General features: G+C 62.9%; 13 protein-coding genes. 7 read left to right on the top strand and 6 right to left on the bottom strand.

Annotation, left to right across the window (positions count from 1 at the left end; genetic code table 11):
• Positions 1 to 45 precede the first annotated feature (45 nt).
• From QGN32_RS15635 to QGN32_RS15615, 5 genes are all read right to left on the bottom strand, one after another.
• Positions 46 to 270 (bottom strand): MbtH family protein, encoded by a 225-nt coding sequence (locus tag QGN32_RS15635; RefSeq protein WP_326545271.1) that lies wholly within the window; start codon positions 268 to 270, stop codon positions 46 to 48.
• Positions 271 to 889: 619 nt separating this feature from the next.
• The gene (locus QGN32_RS15630) at positions 890 to 1,228 is read right to left on the bottom strand and encodes a hemophore-related protein (RefSeq protein WP_326545270.1); all 339 of its coding nucleotides are present in this window, start codon (positions 1,226 to 1,228) and stop codon (positions 890 to 892) included.
• A gap of 98 nt (positions 1,229 to 1,326) precedes the next feature.
• The gene (locus QGN32_RS15625) at positions 1,327 to 4,248 is read right to left on the bottom strand and encodes an MMPL/RND family transporter (RefSeq protein ID WP_326545269.1); all 2,922 of its coding nucleotides are present in this window, start codon (positions 4,246 to 4,248) and stop codon (positions 1,327 to 1,329) included.
• A 96-nt stretch (positions 4,249 to 4,344) separates the two neighbouring features.
• The gene (locus QGN32_RS15620) at positions 4,345 to 7,224 is read right to left on the bottom strand and encodes an MMPL/RND family transporter (protein ID WP_326545268.1); all 2,880 of its coding nucleotides are present in this window, start codon (positions 7,222 to 7,224) and stop codon (positions 4,345 to 4,347) included.
• Positions 7,221 to 7,640 (bottom strand): MmpS family transport accessory protein, encoded by a 420-nt coding sequence (locus QGN32_RS15615; RefSeq protein WP_326545267.1) that lies wholly within the window; start codon positions 7,638 to 7,640, stop codon positions 7,221 to 7,223. Before QGN32_RS15615 ends, QGN32_RS15620 begins: the two co-directional genes overlap by 4 nt.
• A gap of 862 nt (positions 7,641 to 8,502) precedes the next feature.
• On the opposite strand from QGN32_RS15615, the gene QGN32_RS15610 reads away from it, so the two are divergent.
• The 6 genes from QGN32_RS15610 (at position 8,503) to QGN32_RS15585 (ending at position 14,084) form a co-directional block, all read left to right on the top strand.
• On the top strand, positions 8,503 to 9,810 hold the full coding sequence (locus tag QGN32_RS15610) for a sensor histidine kinase (RefSeq protein WP_326545266.1): 1,308 nt from the start codon (positions 8,503 to 8,505) through the stop codon (positions 9,808 to 9,810).
• A complete protein-coding gene (locus QGN32_RS15605) occupies positions 9,798 to 10,442 on the top strand; it encodes a response regulator transcription factor (protein ID WP_326545265.1) in 645 nt (214 codons plus the stop codon). Before QGN32_RS15610 ends, QGN32_RS15605 begins: the two co-directional genes overlap by 13 nt.
• Positions 10,443 to 10,462: 20 nt before the next feature.
• Positions 10,463 to 10,948, top strand: a complete 486-nt coding sequence (locus tag QGN32_RS15600) for a DUF6197 family protein (RefSeq protein WP_326545264.1) — start codon at positions 10,463 to 10,465, stop codon at positions 10,946 to 10,948.
• Positions 10,945 to 11,847: a hypothetical protein gene (locus QGN32_RS15595; protein WP_326545263.1), complete on the top strand. Its 903-nt coding sequence runs from the start codon at positions 10,945 to 10,947 to the stop codon at positions 11,845 to 11,847. Before QGN32_RS15600 ends, QGN32_RS15595 begins: the two co-directional genes overlap by 4 nt.
• Positions 11,848 to 12,025: 178 nt before the next feature.
• Positions 12,026 to 12,736 (top strand): two-component system response regulator PrrA, encoded by a 711-nt coding sequence (gene prrA / locus QGN32_RS15590; RefSeq protein WP_326549093.1) that lies wholly within the window; start codon positions 12,026 to 12,028, stop codon positions 12,734 to 12,736.
• 4 nt (positions 12,737 to 12,740) lie between these two features.
• The gene (locus tag QGN32_RS15585; RefSeq protein WP_326545262.1) at positions 12,741 to 14,084 is read left to right on the top strand and encodes a HAMP domain-containing sensor histidine kinase; all 1,344 of its coding nucleotides are present in this window, start codon (positions 12,741 to 12,743) and stop codon (positions 14,082 to 14,084) included.
• A 28-nt stretch (positions 14,085 to 14,112) separates the two neighbouring features.
• On the opposite strand, the gene QGN32_RS15580 is transcribed toward QGN32_RS15585, so the two are convergent.
• On the bottom strand, positions 14,113 to 14,496 hold the full coding sequence (locus QGN32_RS15580; RefSeq protein ID WP_326545261.1) for an FKBP-type peptidyl-prolyl cis-trans isomerase: 384 nt from the start codon (positions 14,494 to 14,496) through the stop codon (positions 14,113 to 14,115).
• A gap of 22 nt (positions 14,497 to 14,518) precedes the next feature.
• Between QGN32_RS15580 and QGN32_RS15575 the strand changes: the two genes are divergently transcribed.
• Entirely contained in the window at positions 14,519 to 14,791 is a 273-nt protein-coding gene (locus QGN32_RS15575; RefSeq protein WP_326545260.1) for a DUF2630 family protein, read from the top strand.
• Positions 14,792 to 14,905 lie beyond the last annotated feature (114 nt).

The following is a 14,905-nucleotide window of genomic DNA, read 5'->3' as shown; positions in this document are numbered from 1 at the left end:
CGGACCCCCAAGCCGCGACGTATTTCTAACCCCCTAGCGGCTCACCTACCGCCCGCGATCTTGGGCCAGCCTGTCGCGCAGGCTCTTTGGCCGGATATCAGGCCAGTTCTCTTCGATATAGTCCAGGCAGGCGGCGCGGTCGGCTTCTCCAAAAACCACCCGCCAGCCGGCGGGCACATCGGCGAAAGTCGGCCATAAGCTGTGCTGCTCTTCCTCGTTGACCAAGACTACAAAGGTGCCGTTTTCGTCATCGAACGGATTGACGCTCAACGCTTCTTCCTCCCCGTCATGTCGACACTGACTAGTCGACAACTGGAACGTCTCAACGATAGATGAGGCTAACAGCGTCGGGGGCGGTTTTGAAAAGTTCCCAGCGAACTAGCCGAAATGATCTTGCCGCGCTCAGCAACCGATTCGCCGCCCAACGATCGGGCGCTCGCGGCTTCCGGCACTTTGACCAGCAGTGATGGATTAACTCTCGTCGATTGCGTCGCGCAGCGCGCGTGGCCACCCTCGAGGACGCGCGTTCTCAGGGTGTTCACCGACACCCCGAGCGAACACCGCCCGGCCGGTTAGGCATCGTTCAGCAAATGCCGACAGGCACCCGTTCGGGGGTCTCGAGCAGTGCAGTGCCACCACGCAATATGCGTGTCAGGGACGCGCGGAACGCCACACGCGCACGGCTGACCACCGCCAGATCGTCGGGGTCTCACGACGCACACTTGACCCTCGCCGTTCCGCGCTGCTGCCGGGGGACCATTCGAACATGCGAGTCCAAATTGTAGGCGCGAGGCAATGGGCATGTAGGAGGGTCGGCTCTCAAGCCGAAAATCGGTCAACCAGACTCGACGGCGAATGGTACGGAAGTGACTTCCAGCGTTTAGCCCGCTCAGAAGCTGTTGCAGCGGGTGAAGACCTGTTCAATCAGCCCGAAATACTGCTCATTTCCCGGCGTTCCCGCGATCATCTGAGCCATCTGCTGCCGTTCATTCGGCGGCGCAGCCAGGAACTGCTGCACGGCGGATACCGACATCGGCGATGCGTTGAATTGCGCGGCAACTGCTGGGTCTGTCGCGTTCAGCGCCGACATCACCTGCGGGTAACTGCACGTTGTGTTGATGATCGGGCCCAGGTCAGGGGCTGCCGAGGCTACCCCCAGCCCCGCGGTCAATGACAGGACCAAACCGCCGGCTGCGGCGGCCAGCCCGGTGAACGATTTTTCTGACATCTGTTACACCCTCCCTTTAATGCTTGCGACATCAACTCTAGCCCCAAAGCTCGTAGCTGCCGAGATTTTCTACAGTCCGAGCGGTTAGGGCAACAACCTCAACGAACGTTCGCCCGCTGCTGCTGAGAAGCGCTGGATGAAGGTCCGGGTTCTTCCCTGAGCAGCGAGGAACGTACCAGCGAACGCGATCCTAGAGACCGTAGTAATGCACTGGCGGGCCGGGGACGCACTCGTTGCGGCCACCAGAACCAGCGGCCCAGTATCGCCGCGATCGACGGCGTCATGAACGCGCGAACCACCAACGTGTCGAACAACAAACCAATACCGATGGTCGAACCGACCTGACCGATGATGCGCAAATCGCTGACGACCATCGACAACATGGTGAACGCGAAGACCAGGCCCGCGGCAGTCACGACCTTGCCCGTACCGCCCATCGCCCGGATAATACCGGTGTTCAAACCCGCCCCCATCTCCTCTTTCATCCGGGAGACCAGGAGCAGGTTGTAGTCGGATCCCACCCCCAACAGGATGATCACCGACATCGCGAGCACGAGCCAGTGCAGGTGGATGCCAAGAATATGCTGCCAGATGAGCACCGAGAGACCGAATGCCGCGCCCAAAGACAACGCCACCGTGCCGACGATGACGAGGGCGGCGATGAAGCTCCGCGTGATGATCAGCATGATGATGAAGACCAGGCAGAGCGCCGCGACACCGGCGATCAGAAGGTCATATGTCGAGCCGTCTCGCATGTCTTTGTAAGTCGCCGCCGTCCCGGCCACATGTACCTTTGCGCTCTCCAACGGACTCACTTTGAGCGCTTCCTCGGCCGCGGTCCTGATCGCGTCCACTCGCGCCAACGACTCGGGCGATCCCGGGTCATCCCTATGCGAGATGATCAACCGCATCGCCTTACCGTCCGGTGAGAAGAACAACTCCATGGCGCGCTTGAAGTCCTCGTTCTCGAACACTTCAGGTGGTAGATAGAAAGAGTCGTCGTTCTGCGCGGCGTCGAACACTCTGGCCATAGCGGTGGCGTTGCCGGTCCCCTCTTCCATTTGATCGAACATCCCCGACATGGTGCTGTTGATGGTCAGCATCCCGGTGCGCATTCTCCCGATGGTCGCAATCATCTGCGGGAAATCGGCGACCATTTTAGGCATGACCTCATCTAGCTTATCGATGCCTTCAACAAGAATGGACATTTGCGAGCTGATCTTATCGGTACCATCCAGCGTCTCGAATATTGACCTAATCGACAAGCAGATGGGAATGTTGAAGCAGTGCGGCTCCCAATAGAAGTAATTACGGATGGGCCTCCAGAAATCATCGAAGTCGGCGATGCTGTCTCGTAGTTCGTTAACGCTGTCCTCCAAGTCGTGCATCTTGCCGACCATGCGATGAGTCGCGTCGTTCATTTGGCGCGTCAAGTCGTAGATGCGTTGCATCTGCGCTTGCATATCGGCCATTGCATCGGCCTGCTTTTTGAGGAGATCCATGCTGCCTTGCATGAACGGCAGCATTTGCAGCATGCCGGCGGACTGCAAGCTGATCATGAAAGGTATCGAAGTACGTTCAAGTGGCGTCCCCTCGGGCCGTGTTATGCCCTGAACCCTGGAGACACCGGGAACCGCGAAGACTTTTTTGGCCAACCTGTGCAAAGTTATAAAATCCGCTGGGTTGCGCATGTCGTGATCGGACTCGATCCAGACGATGTCCGGCATCACTCGCGCCTGTGGGAAATGCCGCTCGGCCGCCGCGTACCCCACGTTGGCAGGAATATCCTGCGGCATATACAGCCGATCGTTATAGCTGGATTCATATGCCGGCAGCGCCAGCAACCCGACGAGTGCGACCGCGCTCGCCGCAGCGAGAATGGGCGCCGGCCATCGGACGATGGCGGTACCCAGTCGGCGCCATCGACGAACCGCAACCTTGCGCTTGGGTTCGAACAAACCGAACCGGCTCCCCAAGGCAATGCTCGCCGGGATGAGCGTGACGGCCACCGCGACCACAATGAGCATGCCCAGAGCGCCAGGGACACCAATGGTCTGGAAGTAGGGAAGCCTGGCAAAGCTCAGACAGAAAATCGCGGCCGCGATCGTCGTGCCTGATGCCAGGACAACCTTGGCAACGCTGCGGAAGGTGGTATAGAACGCTGTCGCCGGATCTTCGCGGGCCTGGCGTGCCTCGTGATAGCGCCCAAAAAAGAAAATCGCGTAGTCCGTTCCGGCTGCGATCCCGAGCGACACTAGCAAATTAACAGCAAAAATCGAGAGTTCAAGCACTTGGTGATCGCCGAGAAACGCCACAACTCCTCGAGCTACCTGGACTTGGACCCCGACCATGACCGCCACGCAGAGCACCGTGACGATCGAGCGGTAGACGAACAACAGCATGATCAAGATCACGGCAATGGTGACAATAGTGATCTTGAGGATGGATTCGTCACCGCTGATGTTCATATCCGTCACCAGCGGTGCCGGACCCGTGACGTAGGCCTTGACCCCCGGCGGCGGAGGTACTCCCTCGACGAGGTCCCGGACCGCCTGGACGGATTGGTTCGCCTTTGCCTCTCCTTGGTCACCCACCAAATTGACCTGGACGTACATGGCCCTGCCGTCGTCGCTTTCTGCGCCCGGAGCCGTCAGCGGATCCGCCCAGAAGTCCTGGACGTGATGCACATGGTTGGTGTCGGCTCTGAGTTGACGAACCAACTCGTCGTAGTAGACGTGTGTCTCGGGGCCGAGCGGTTGCTCACCTTCCAAGACGATCATCGCGAAGCTGTCGGACTCCGATTCTTTAAAAACCTGGCCCATGCGCTTCATCGCCTGCAGCGACGGAGCGTCCTGGGGGACCTGCGATACCGACTGCTCCCTGCCGACCTGTTCCAGCGAGGGAATTGCGAAGAACGTGAAGGCAGCGACCGCCACCCAGCCGATGACGATGAATACCGACAATCGATGGACCGCCCGCGCAAGGAACGGCGGGCGATTGTCCAGCCGGTGGTCGCTCATGCCGCCTTCAACAGGCAAGCGTCGAATCCACCGCCCACGCTGATGCTGTATCCGACGCTGACGCTGTTCTTCTGCACGGCAAGGTTTCTCACGGATTTAACGCTCTTGCGTCAGCAGGAGGGAGCGGACCAGCGGACGAGGTCCTATCGGCCGAAGCAACGAACTGGCGGGGCGCTGGCGCACTCGTTGCGGCCACCAGAACCACCGACCCAGCAGGGCGGCGATCGAAGGCGTCATGAATGCGCGCACCACCAAGGTGTCGAACATCAGACCCAATCCGATTGTCGAGCCCAGCTGACCGACGGTTCGCAGGTCGCTGACCACCATCGAAAGCATCGTGAAACTGAACACCAGACCGGCGGCGGTGACGACCCGGCCGGTACCGGCCATCGCCCGGATGATGCCCGTGTTGATCCCGGCGCCTACTTCTTCTTTCATCCGGGATACGAGCAACAGGTTGTAGTCAGAGCCCACTGCTAGAAGGCAGATGACAGCCATGACGAGCACGGCCCAATGGATTTGTATACCCAGAATGTGTTGCCAGACGAGCACCGAGAGCCCGAACGCCGAGCCCAACGAAAGCGCCACGGTGCCCACAATGACCAAAGCGGCGAACAAGCTTCGCGTCATGATCAACATGATCGTGAAGATCAGGCAGAGCGCCGAGATCGCCGCAATCAACAGGTCGTAGGTGGAACCGTCGACGATGTCTTTCACCATCGCTGCACTGCCGGTTAGGGACACCTTGGCGTTTTCCAACGGAGTTCCTTTGAGCGCCTCCTCGCCAGCCGTCTGTATCGGATCGACGAGCGCCATGCTCTCACGCGACGCAGGATCGCCCCGCTGCGAAATGAGGAGGCGCGCGGCCTTGCCGTCCGGCGACAGGAACACATCCATGACTCGCTTGAAGTCCTTGTTTTGGAAGACCTCCTCGGGAAGGTAAAAAGAGTCATCGTTCATGGCAGCATCGAACGCCTTACCCATGGCGGTGGCATTTGTGGTGCCTTCATCCATCTGGGCCATCATTCCGGACATGGTGCTGTGCATCGTCAGCATCATGGTCCGCGTGCTTTCCATTGTCGCGATCATCGGCGGGAATTGGGAGATCATTTGCGGCATGAGCGTATCGAGGGTATCGAGATCACCCATGAGATCATCCATCTGAGCGCTGATCTTATCGACACCGTCGAGGCCGTCAAATATGGATCGCAGCGACCAACAGATAGGAATATTGAAGCAGTGCGGCTCCCAGTAAAAATAATTACGGATTGGTCTGAAGAAATCGTCGAAATTCGATATCTGGTCCCGCAACTCGTACGTGGTTTCCTGAAGTTCGTGCGTTTGCTCGACCATACTGTGTGTAGTGGCCGCGAGCTCCTGCATCAAACCGTACATGCGTTTCATGAGCGCAATCGTCGCGGCCATGTCCTCGGCCTGGTCCAGCATTTCGTCCATGCGTGCTCGCTGGAACGGCATCATCTGCATTTGACTGGCCTGGCTCATGCTGAGCATGTAAGGAATCGAGGTGTGCTCGAGCGGGGTTCCGGCGGGCCGGGTGGGACCCTGCACCGAGGCAACACCGGGAACGGCCAGGACGCCTTTGGCCAATTTGTTCAAGATCAGAAAATCTGTTGGATTACGCATATCGTGGTCCGCCTCGACGAGCAGGACATCGGGTGCCGACATTTGCGACGCGGGGAAATGTCGCTGTGCGGCCTGCAATCCGACAGCCGCGGGAATATCTTTGGGGATCGATTCCTGATCGTTGTAGGTGGGTTGATATCCCGGCAGCGCCAACAGGCCGACCAGCGCGACCGCGCATGAGGCGGCGAGAATCGGCGCCGGCCACCGGACGATCGCCGTGCCTACCCGCCGCCACCGGGGAACCTTGATCTTGCGCTTGGGCTCGAACCACTTGAAGCGGCCGCCCACGGCAATGATGGCCGGAGTCAGCGTAAGCGCCACCATGACCGCGGTGACCACACCCACCGCGGAAGGCACGCCAAGGACCTTGAACGAGGGCAGGCGGGTGAAACTCAGGCACAGAAGTGCGCCGGCAATGGTCAGACCGGACCCCAACACAACCTTGGCGGTGCCACGGAACGTGGAGTAGAAGGCGGTCTCCCGATCCTCACCTGCCTCAAGCGCCTCGTGATAGCGACCGAAGAAGAAAATCCCGTAGTCCGTCCCGGCCGCGATTAACAGAGCCACCAGGAGATTGACGACGAACGTCGAGAGTCCGAAGGCCCCGATGTCACCGAGAAATGCGACGACCCCCCTTGCCACCTGCAGCTGGATACCGACCGACAGCAGCACAACGATAACGGTGGCGATCGAGCGGAAGAAGAGGAGCAACATAACCAGGATCACGCCCAGGCTAACCAGCGTGATCAGTATGACCGTCGCGTTGCCGGTCTCACCCATCTCTGCAGTGAACGGCGCCGGACCCGTGAGATAAACCTGGACACCCGGCGGCGGCGGCGTCCGGTCGACGATGCCCCGGACGGCTGCCACGGATTCATTCGCCGAGGCTTGCCCGACATTGCCGTGCAAGGTCAACTGGACGTAAACAGCCTTACCATCGGCGCTTTCCGCGGCGGCGGCCGTGAGCGGGTCCGCCCAGAAATCCCGTATGTGCCTCACATGTTCCGTGTCGGCTCTCAACTGACGAATCAGTTCGCCGTAGTAAGCATGCACGTCGTCGCCGAGGCGGTCCTGCCCTTCCAAGACGATCATCGCAACAGCATCGGAAGTCGATTCGCCGAAAAGCTCACCCATACGCTCCATCGCCTGGAACGACGGCGCGTCGACGGGAGTCTCCGATATGGCCCGCGCTCTCTCGACCTGTTCCAGTGGGGGGACCGCGGTATTGAGGATGAACGCGACAGCCAACCAGCCGAGGATGATCGGCAACGCCAGTCGCCGGATCCACCGCGCGATGAACGGCGTGTTGTGGCGCGCCTCGTGACTGGTCATGCTGCCTTCAGCATGCAGTACGTGAACGCGCTCACTCCCTGGCGGACCTTCTCCGCTTTCACCTCGCCATCGACGATGATGCGGCAGCCGATACTTTCACTGTTGTCGGCCTGCGCGATGAGGTTTCCGATGCCCGCCGCTTGGGTGATCTCGAATTTGGACGACCACGGCAGGATGGCTCCCTCCACGTACTGCGGTTCGGCATCGACGTCGAAATAGCTGATATTTGCCACCGTTCCCGGCGGACCGAACACCTCGTAGATCAGATACTTCGGATCGAAGTTCTGTTTGTCCGCAACTTTGGTGTCGGTGTCGGCATAGGAGGGACGCTCATTAGACCCGAACATGCCGTGCAGCCGCGACACGGTAAACCCACCAGCAACCATCACGGCTAATATGAGTAGCGGAATCCACAATCGCTTCAGAACCCTGAAAATCGGCGTTCCCCTCCATCCGTTCCAACCCCGGACGCCATGTCGGCCGCTCGGACACAGCAACAGCGCACTGGCCTAGACCGGCAGGCTGCACCGCGCGAGCGATGAGCGTCCCAGTTGAGCCCGAGCGCGGTCACCGCAAACTCGCAGCGCCTCGGGGAGCGCAACTCGATGTTGCCGAGTAAACCACGACGTCGGCGTCCGCATCGATCCGTTCGTAGCGTGATACGGGATCGTAATGCATACCCTGCGCGTGCCGTTACCGCACCGCGTATGCGCTGAAGCCGGCCACTCACTTCGCAGGACATGAGTTCCTGCGGCAGTACGTCGACCGCAGGAGCTATGCATTCGGTCATTAGGGTCACGCCCGGTCCTTTCCGTGGGCAAACCGTTGAAGTCGTTCCCGTACGTCAGATGTCACCACAGTGGGCGAGCCGGCGGAGCCGCCTTGTCTGCGCCGCAAGTACAGCAGATCGCGACGGATGGCGCGAACAGACCGCAGATTTCGACAGTGAACGCACAGCAGGCGAAACCCGTCCGCAGTCTCACGTAAGAGGCACTGAACCGACCTACCCGTGCTGGAGCACTCAACAGACAAGCCGATCACAGTGTCTAGCAATCTTCCGGCTGCGCCCCATTCATGATTCGTCCGGGCCCGGTATTCGTGGGCCAGGTTCACCAGGCGGGACCATACTTCGAACATCAGACGCCCGCGGCGAGCCCCTGACCGTATTTTGGGCGGGCGTCCGCGCTCATAGTGCTAGGTGATTGGGGGGGTTATCCCCCCCCAGATCGTCCGGTAAACGGCATGTTGTCGCACCCCCACGATCCGTACCTTCGAGGTATGGTCGCAGTCACGGATCAACAGGTTGAGCCGATAACGGCTGACACGACCACGCCGACGACGTCCCGTCGTATCGGCCTCCTGCCAAGTGCATCGATGATCGTCGGCGCCGCGGCTGCCACCGTTTGGCTGTGGCTGTTACTCCTGATCGTGATCGTCGGGCTCTGGCTCGTCCCGTCAGTGGTCGGGTTCGCACTTGCCGTCCTGATGTTCGTGTACCTAATGCGCGGTGCGGAGTGGCTCGAGCGTCGGCGGAGTGAAGCCGTCTTCGGGATGGGTATCCCGGTACCGCCCCGAAAGATCTCCCACCGCACCGGCTTTCACGGTTGGTTCAATCAGCTTGGGTTCGACATCAGCAGCGCCCGGTTCTGGAAGGGCTGCGCACACCATTCCCTGCGGATGATCTACGACTTTCTGGCGGTGGGTCTCGCATTGTTCCTGCTGGCATTCGCGCTCCTGGCACCAGCAGCCGCGACCGCCGTGAGCCGCAGCGATGGCGACGCCGGCCTGTCATTCATCCCGCCCGCAATGGCGTGGCCACTGGCCGTTGTCGCGCTGGTGGCTGCCGCGACAGTCGTGGTGTTCGCGCCTATCCTCGACGCCAAGATCGACCTCTGGCTGCTTTCACCGTCGCCCGCTGCGATGTTCCAACAAGAACTGAACGCGCTGGCCGACGCGAGGCTGGGCGCAGTGTCATCGGCGCACGCTGAGCGCCACCGCATCGAACGCGACCTGCACGACAGTGTGCAGTCTCGCCTCGTCTCGCTGGCAATGACTATCGGCCTCGCCCAAACCAAGTTCGACACGGACCCGGCTGCCGCAAAGGCGCTGATCGCCGAGGCCCATCACGACGCGAAGACCGCTCTGGTCGAGCTACGAAACGTGGTGCGCGGCATAGCGCCGACGATCCTTTCGGACCGCGGCCTGGACGCTGCCCTCTCATCGGTCGTGCAGCGTGCCCAGAACACCGGGGTCTCGACAACGCTGAACATCGATCTCCCCCGGCGCGTCCCTGCCGAGACCGAATCCGTCGCGTACTTCATTGTGGCCGAGGCACTCACCAATGTCGCCAAGCACGCGAGCGCGTCGCGTGCCGTCGTGACGGTGCGACTCGACCAGTTTCAAAACAAGCTGCACGTCTCGGTGTTCGACGACGGCCGCGGCGGTGCGCAGATCACCGACAGCTCGCACGCCACTGGCCTGCGTGGGCTGGCCGACCGGGTGCGCGCGGCCCGCGGCACGTTCACGGTTTCCAGTCCGGCCGGCGGACCCACCACTGTCACGGCGGTGCTGCCATGCGCATCGTGATCGCCGAGGACTCGGCTCTGCTGCGGGCGGGCATCGAACGCATCCTCATCGACGCCGGCCACGACGTGGTCGCCGGCGTGCCCGACGCCACCAAACTGCTGGGCCTGGTCGACGAAACCAAACCCGATCTGGTCATCGTCGACGTGCGGATGCCTCCTACGTTCACCGATGAGGGTATTCGTGCCGCCGCGCTGCTGAGGAGTGAGAATCCCGAGTCGCCGGTCCTGGTGCTGTCGCATTACGTCGAAGAGCGTTACGCCTCCGACCTGATCACCTCGGACACCCGTGGCTTCGGCTATTTGCTCAAGGACCGTGTCGCCGACGTACCGGCGTTCCTGGACGCGGTCGCGGTCGTCGGCGGCGGCGGGACTTTGCTCGACCCTGAGGTCGTTGCCCAGATTCTCGCGCGATCGCATCGCCGCAGCGCGCTGGATCAGCTCACCCCCCGCGAACGCGACGTACTCCAGCTGATGGCCGAAGGCAGAACCAATTCGGCGATCGCCGCGACGCTGCACATGTCGACCGGTTCCGCCGAGAAGCACGTCGCATCGATCTTCAACAAATTGGGGCTGACGCCCGATGACACCGAGAACCGCCGTGTCCTCGCCGTTCTGCGCTACCTCGAGTCTTAATGAGAAAGAAGGGACACACCATGACTACGAACTCCCGCCTCGCTCAGAGGATCAAGAACGATCGACAGGTGATCCAGGACGCGCTGACACTCATCGAGGTTGAAAACGGTTGGACCCAAGGCACTTACTGCCGGGATGCCGGCGGCCGAGAGGTACACCCCGCCGCCGGCGCCCCGGGCGAATGGGTACGGGTCAGCGCCCATTACGTCGGCAAGGGCGGCTACGTGGTACGCACCGAATCGGGGGCGACCCCGTGCAGCTACTGCCTCGGCGGCGCCCTGCGCGCTGCGGCGGGCTTCTGGGACGTCGCACAGCCATACGACGAGCTCGACCAGGTCGAGCGGCTGGAATACCTGCTGCTGCGGCTGGCCAATTCCTTGGCCGCAGCGAGCTGGCCGAGCCTGCAGGCCTACAACGACGATCCGCACACCACGAGGGCCGACGCGGTCTTGGTACTCAAGCGCGCCGTCGCTCACCTCGATGCGCAGGAGCAGATGCAGTTGTGAGTGGACCCGGCGTCAATCCCGAGCTGTCGCCCCATGTGCCGGTGGCGGAGAGGCTGCCTCCCCCCGGGCTGGCCTCTCTGCCACCCGAAATGTCCGAAGGCGCGCGCACCGCGATGCGGTTCGTCATCGCCGTCATCGCCGCCTTGGTAGCCCTCGCGGCGTTGGGCGGTCTCGGTGCTGCCTCGTTCGCACTCGCCACCAGTCGGGTCGTGACGGACTCGCAGGTGCTGTCGACTGGCATGCGATCGCTGACCATCGACACCGGTGATGTCCCGGTGCCTGTCCGCGTCATCACCGACGCCGAGGCCAAGGAGCCTCGCGTCGACCTGCGCACGGTCACAAGGAGCGACGACACGCCGCTGACGGTAGTCCCCGACGGTGTCGGCAGCCGGATAACACTGGGCGACAGTGATTCCAGATTTCTCTGGCTCGTCGGCACCGGACTAAGCATCATCCTCCCGCCAAATGTCGCACGAGAATTGAGCGTGACAGTCAACCACAGGACCGGCCCGCTGACCACCGACGCCGACCTCGATCAACTGGTGGTGAACTCCAATGCCGGAACGGTGGAACTCGGCGGTTCGGCCCGAATGATCGACGTTGACGTCCGGCACGGCGACATCAGCACCGGTGCGAGGATCGCCGTCACGGAATCGTTCAGAGCAACAAGCGAATCCGGCAATATCTCGGTCGAATTCCGCTCGGCGCCGCGTGTTACGGAAGCGATCGCCGGCGGCAATGCGACGGTTGGGCTGCCCAGCTCAGGGTCGTACCGAGTGACAGCCGGATCCGAGTTTGGTTCGACGACGGTGGACGTGGCGGAGACCACCGACCCACGCGCCCCCGAGGTGACGGTTCACTCGAAAAACGGCAACGCCAAGGTCAACGAAATACGCTAGGGCCTCTTCGTCAGACCAAGATCGCGAAAGAGCCGGCGGTGCGCACGCTGCAGCAAGGGTTTGAGGGGTTGCTGGCAAACCGTGCGGACCCTCGCCGGGCCGGAGAATCGGCTTCGAAACTCACCTCGCCGCCCACGTGCGCACGACCTCCCGCGTTTGGGGTCGTCCTTCAGGCAATATTGCCTATATGGACAGTGGTGCAGGCTCACCCCGGGTTCTCGTGGTCGACGACGACCCCGACGTTCTGGCGTCGCTCGAACGCGGGCTGCGACTGTCCGGGTTCGACGTGGCCACCGCCGTCGACGGTGCCGAGGCGCTGCGCAGCGCGACCGAAACCCGACCCGACGCGATCGTGCTGGACATCAATATGCCCGTGCTCGACGGGGTCAGCGTGGTCACCGCGCTGCGCGCCATGGACAATGACGTGCCGGTCTGCGTGCTCTCGGCGCGTAGTTCGGTCGACGATCGCGTCGCGGGCCTGGAGGCCGGCGCCGACGACTACCTGGTCAAGCCGTTCGTGCTGGCCGAACTGGTGGCCAGGGTGAAGGCGCTGCTGCGCCGCCGCGGATCCACCGCGACCTTCTCGTCTGAGACCATCCAGGTCGGGCCCTTGGAGGTCGACATCCCGGGTCGCCGCGCACGCGTCAACGGCGTCGACGTCGACCTGACCAAGCGCGAATTCGACCTGCTCGCGGTGCTGGCCGAGCACAAGACCGCCGTGCTGTCGCGCGCGCAGCTGCTCGAGCTCGTGTGGGGCTACGACTTCGCCGCCGACACCAACGTCGTCGACGTTTTCATCGGCTACCTGCGCCGCAAGCTCGAGGCGGGCGGCGCCCCCCGGCTGCTGCACACGGTGCGCGGAGTGGGGTTCGTGCTGCGAACTCAGTGACCCCATGAGCCTGCTGTCGCGGATCTTCCGCCGAACCCCGTCGCTGCGCACCCGCGTCGCGCTGGCCACCGCGATCGGCGCGGCGATCGTCGTCGTCATCGTCGGCACCGTGGTCTGGGTCGGCATCACCAACGACCGCAAGGAGCGCCTCGACCGCCGCCTCGACGAGGCCGCCGGCTTCGCGATCCCGTTCCTGCCGCGCGGTCTGGACGAGATCCCGAAGGCGCCGAACAACCAGGATGCCGTCATCACCGTGCACCGCGGGGGCGAGGTGACGTCCAACTCCGACGTCGTGCTTCCGCAGATGGACCCCGGTTACGCCGACACCTACGTCGACGGCGTGCGCTACCGGGTGCGCACCGTGGACATCCCCTACTACCCCGGGCCGATGTCGGTGGCCGTCGGCGCCACCTATGACGCCACCATCGCCGACACCAACAACCTGCATCGACGCGTGATCATCATCTGTGTGTTCGCCGTCGGCGCAGCGTCGGTGTTCGGATGGGTGCTGGCCGCGTTCGCGGTGCGTCCGCTCAAGAGCCTGGCGCAGCAGACCCGGCAGATCGACGCGGGAGACGAGGACCCCGACGTCGAGGTGCGCGGCGCCACCGAGGCCGTCGAGATCGCCGAGGCGGTCAAGGGCCTGGTGGAGCGCGTATGGAAGGAACAGGACCGGACCAAGGCCGCGCTGGCGTCGGCGCGGGATTTCGCATCGGTGTCCGCCCACGAACTGCGCACGCCGCTGACCGCGATGCGCACCAACCTCGAGGTGCTGTCCACCCTCGACCTGCCCGAGGACCAGCGCAAAGAGGTCGTCAACGACGTGATCCGGACTCAGTCGCGCATCGAGGCGACGCTCGGCGCGCTGGAACGACTGGCGCAAGGCGAGTTGTCGACCGCCGATGACCACGTGCCCGTCGACATCACCGAGTTGTTGGACCGCGCCGCCCACGACGCGATGCGGGTTTATCCGGATCTGGACGTGTCGCTGGTGCCGGCGCCGACGGTGATCATCGTGGGCCTGCCCGCGGGCCTACGGTTGGCGGTCGACAACGCGATCGCCAACGCCGTCAAACACGGAGGTGCGACGCGGGTGCAGCTGTCGGCGGTCCCTTCACGCGCGGGTGTGGAGATCGCGGTCGACGACGACGGGGTGGGCATTCCCGAGGAGGAGCGCTCTATTGTGTTCGAGCGCTTCTCGCGCGGTTCGACGGCGTCGCACTCCGGGTCTGGACTTGGCCTCGCGCTCGTCGCCCAGCAAGCCGAATTACATGGCGGCACAGCCTCTTTGGAAGAGAGTCCGCTGGGCGGCGCACGTCTGCTGCTGCGCCTCCCCGGCGTGCGGTGATCTCGCCTGGCGGGAAAACCAGCCGGAATTAACGCGTCGCCAGCAGGTCGATCACGAAGATCAGCGTCTTGCCCGACAGCCGGTGCCCGCCGCCCGCGGGTCCGTAGGCCTGCTCCGGCGGGATGACGAGCTGCCTGCGACCGCCGACCTTCATCCCGGGGATGCCGTCCTGCCAGCCCTGGATGAGCCCGCGCAGAGGGAACTCGATCGACTCGCCGCGGTTCCAGGAGCTGTCGAATTCCTCGCCGGTGTCGTACTCCACCCCGACGTAGTGGACCTCCACATTGCCGCCGGGCACCGCCTCGGCGCCGTCGCCGACGACCAGATCGGTGATCACCAGCTCGGCGGGTGGCGGGCCGTCGGGAAACTCGATTTCGGGCTTCTGCCCGGAACTTGACGTCACCGCACTCACGGTAGTCGGGCAGACTGGGTTGATGGCCAATGACCAAGACATTCTCGACGCTGTGAACAGATTGGTCGCCGAAGAGCAAGAGCTGCGGGCGAAGCTGCAGAGCCGCGAGATCGACCAGTCAGAGGAACGACTGGGCCCACATCACGAGGAACGCCATCGGCTCAAGGCCGTCGAGGTCCAGCTCGACCAGTGCTGGGATCTGTTGCGGCAGCGCCGGGCGCTGCGGGAGACCGGCGGCGACCCGCGACAAGCCGAGGTGCGTTTGCCGGACGAGGTCGAGGGTTACCTCAGCTGACTGCCGGCTACGACACCGGAGCCGCTCCGGCGGCGACATACGACACCGGAGCCGCTCCGGCGGCGACATACGACACCGGAGCCGCTCCGGCGGCGACATACGACGCAGTCGTCG

Origin of the sequence: Mycolicibacterium sp. ND9-15 (assembly GCF_035918395.1) — a bacterium.
In the GTDB taxonomy this organism is placed as follows: domain Bacteria; phylum Actinomycetota; class Actinomycetes; order Mycobacteriales; family Mycobacteriaceae; genus Mycobacterium.
Note: the sequence above shows the minus strand (reverse complement) of the source record. Positions and strands in the feature narration are given on the sequence as shown.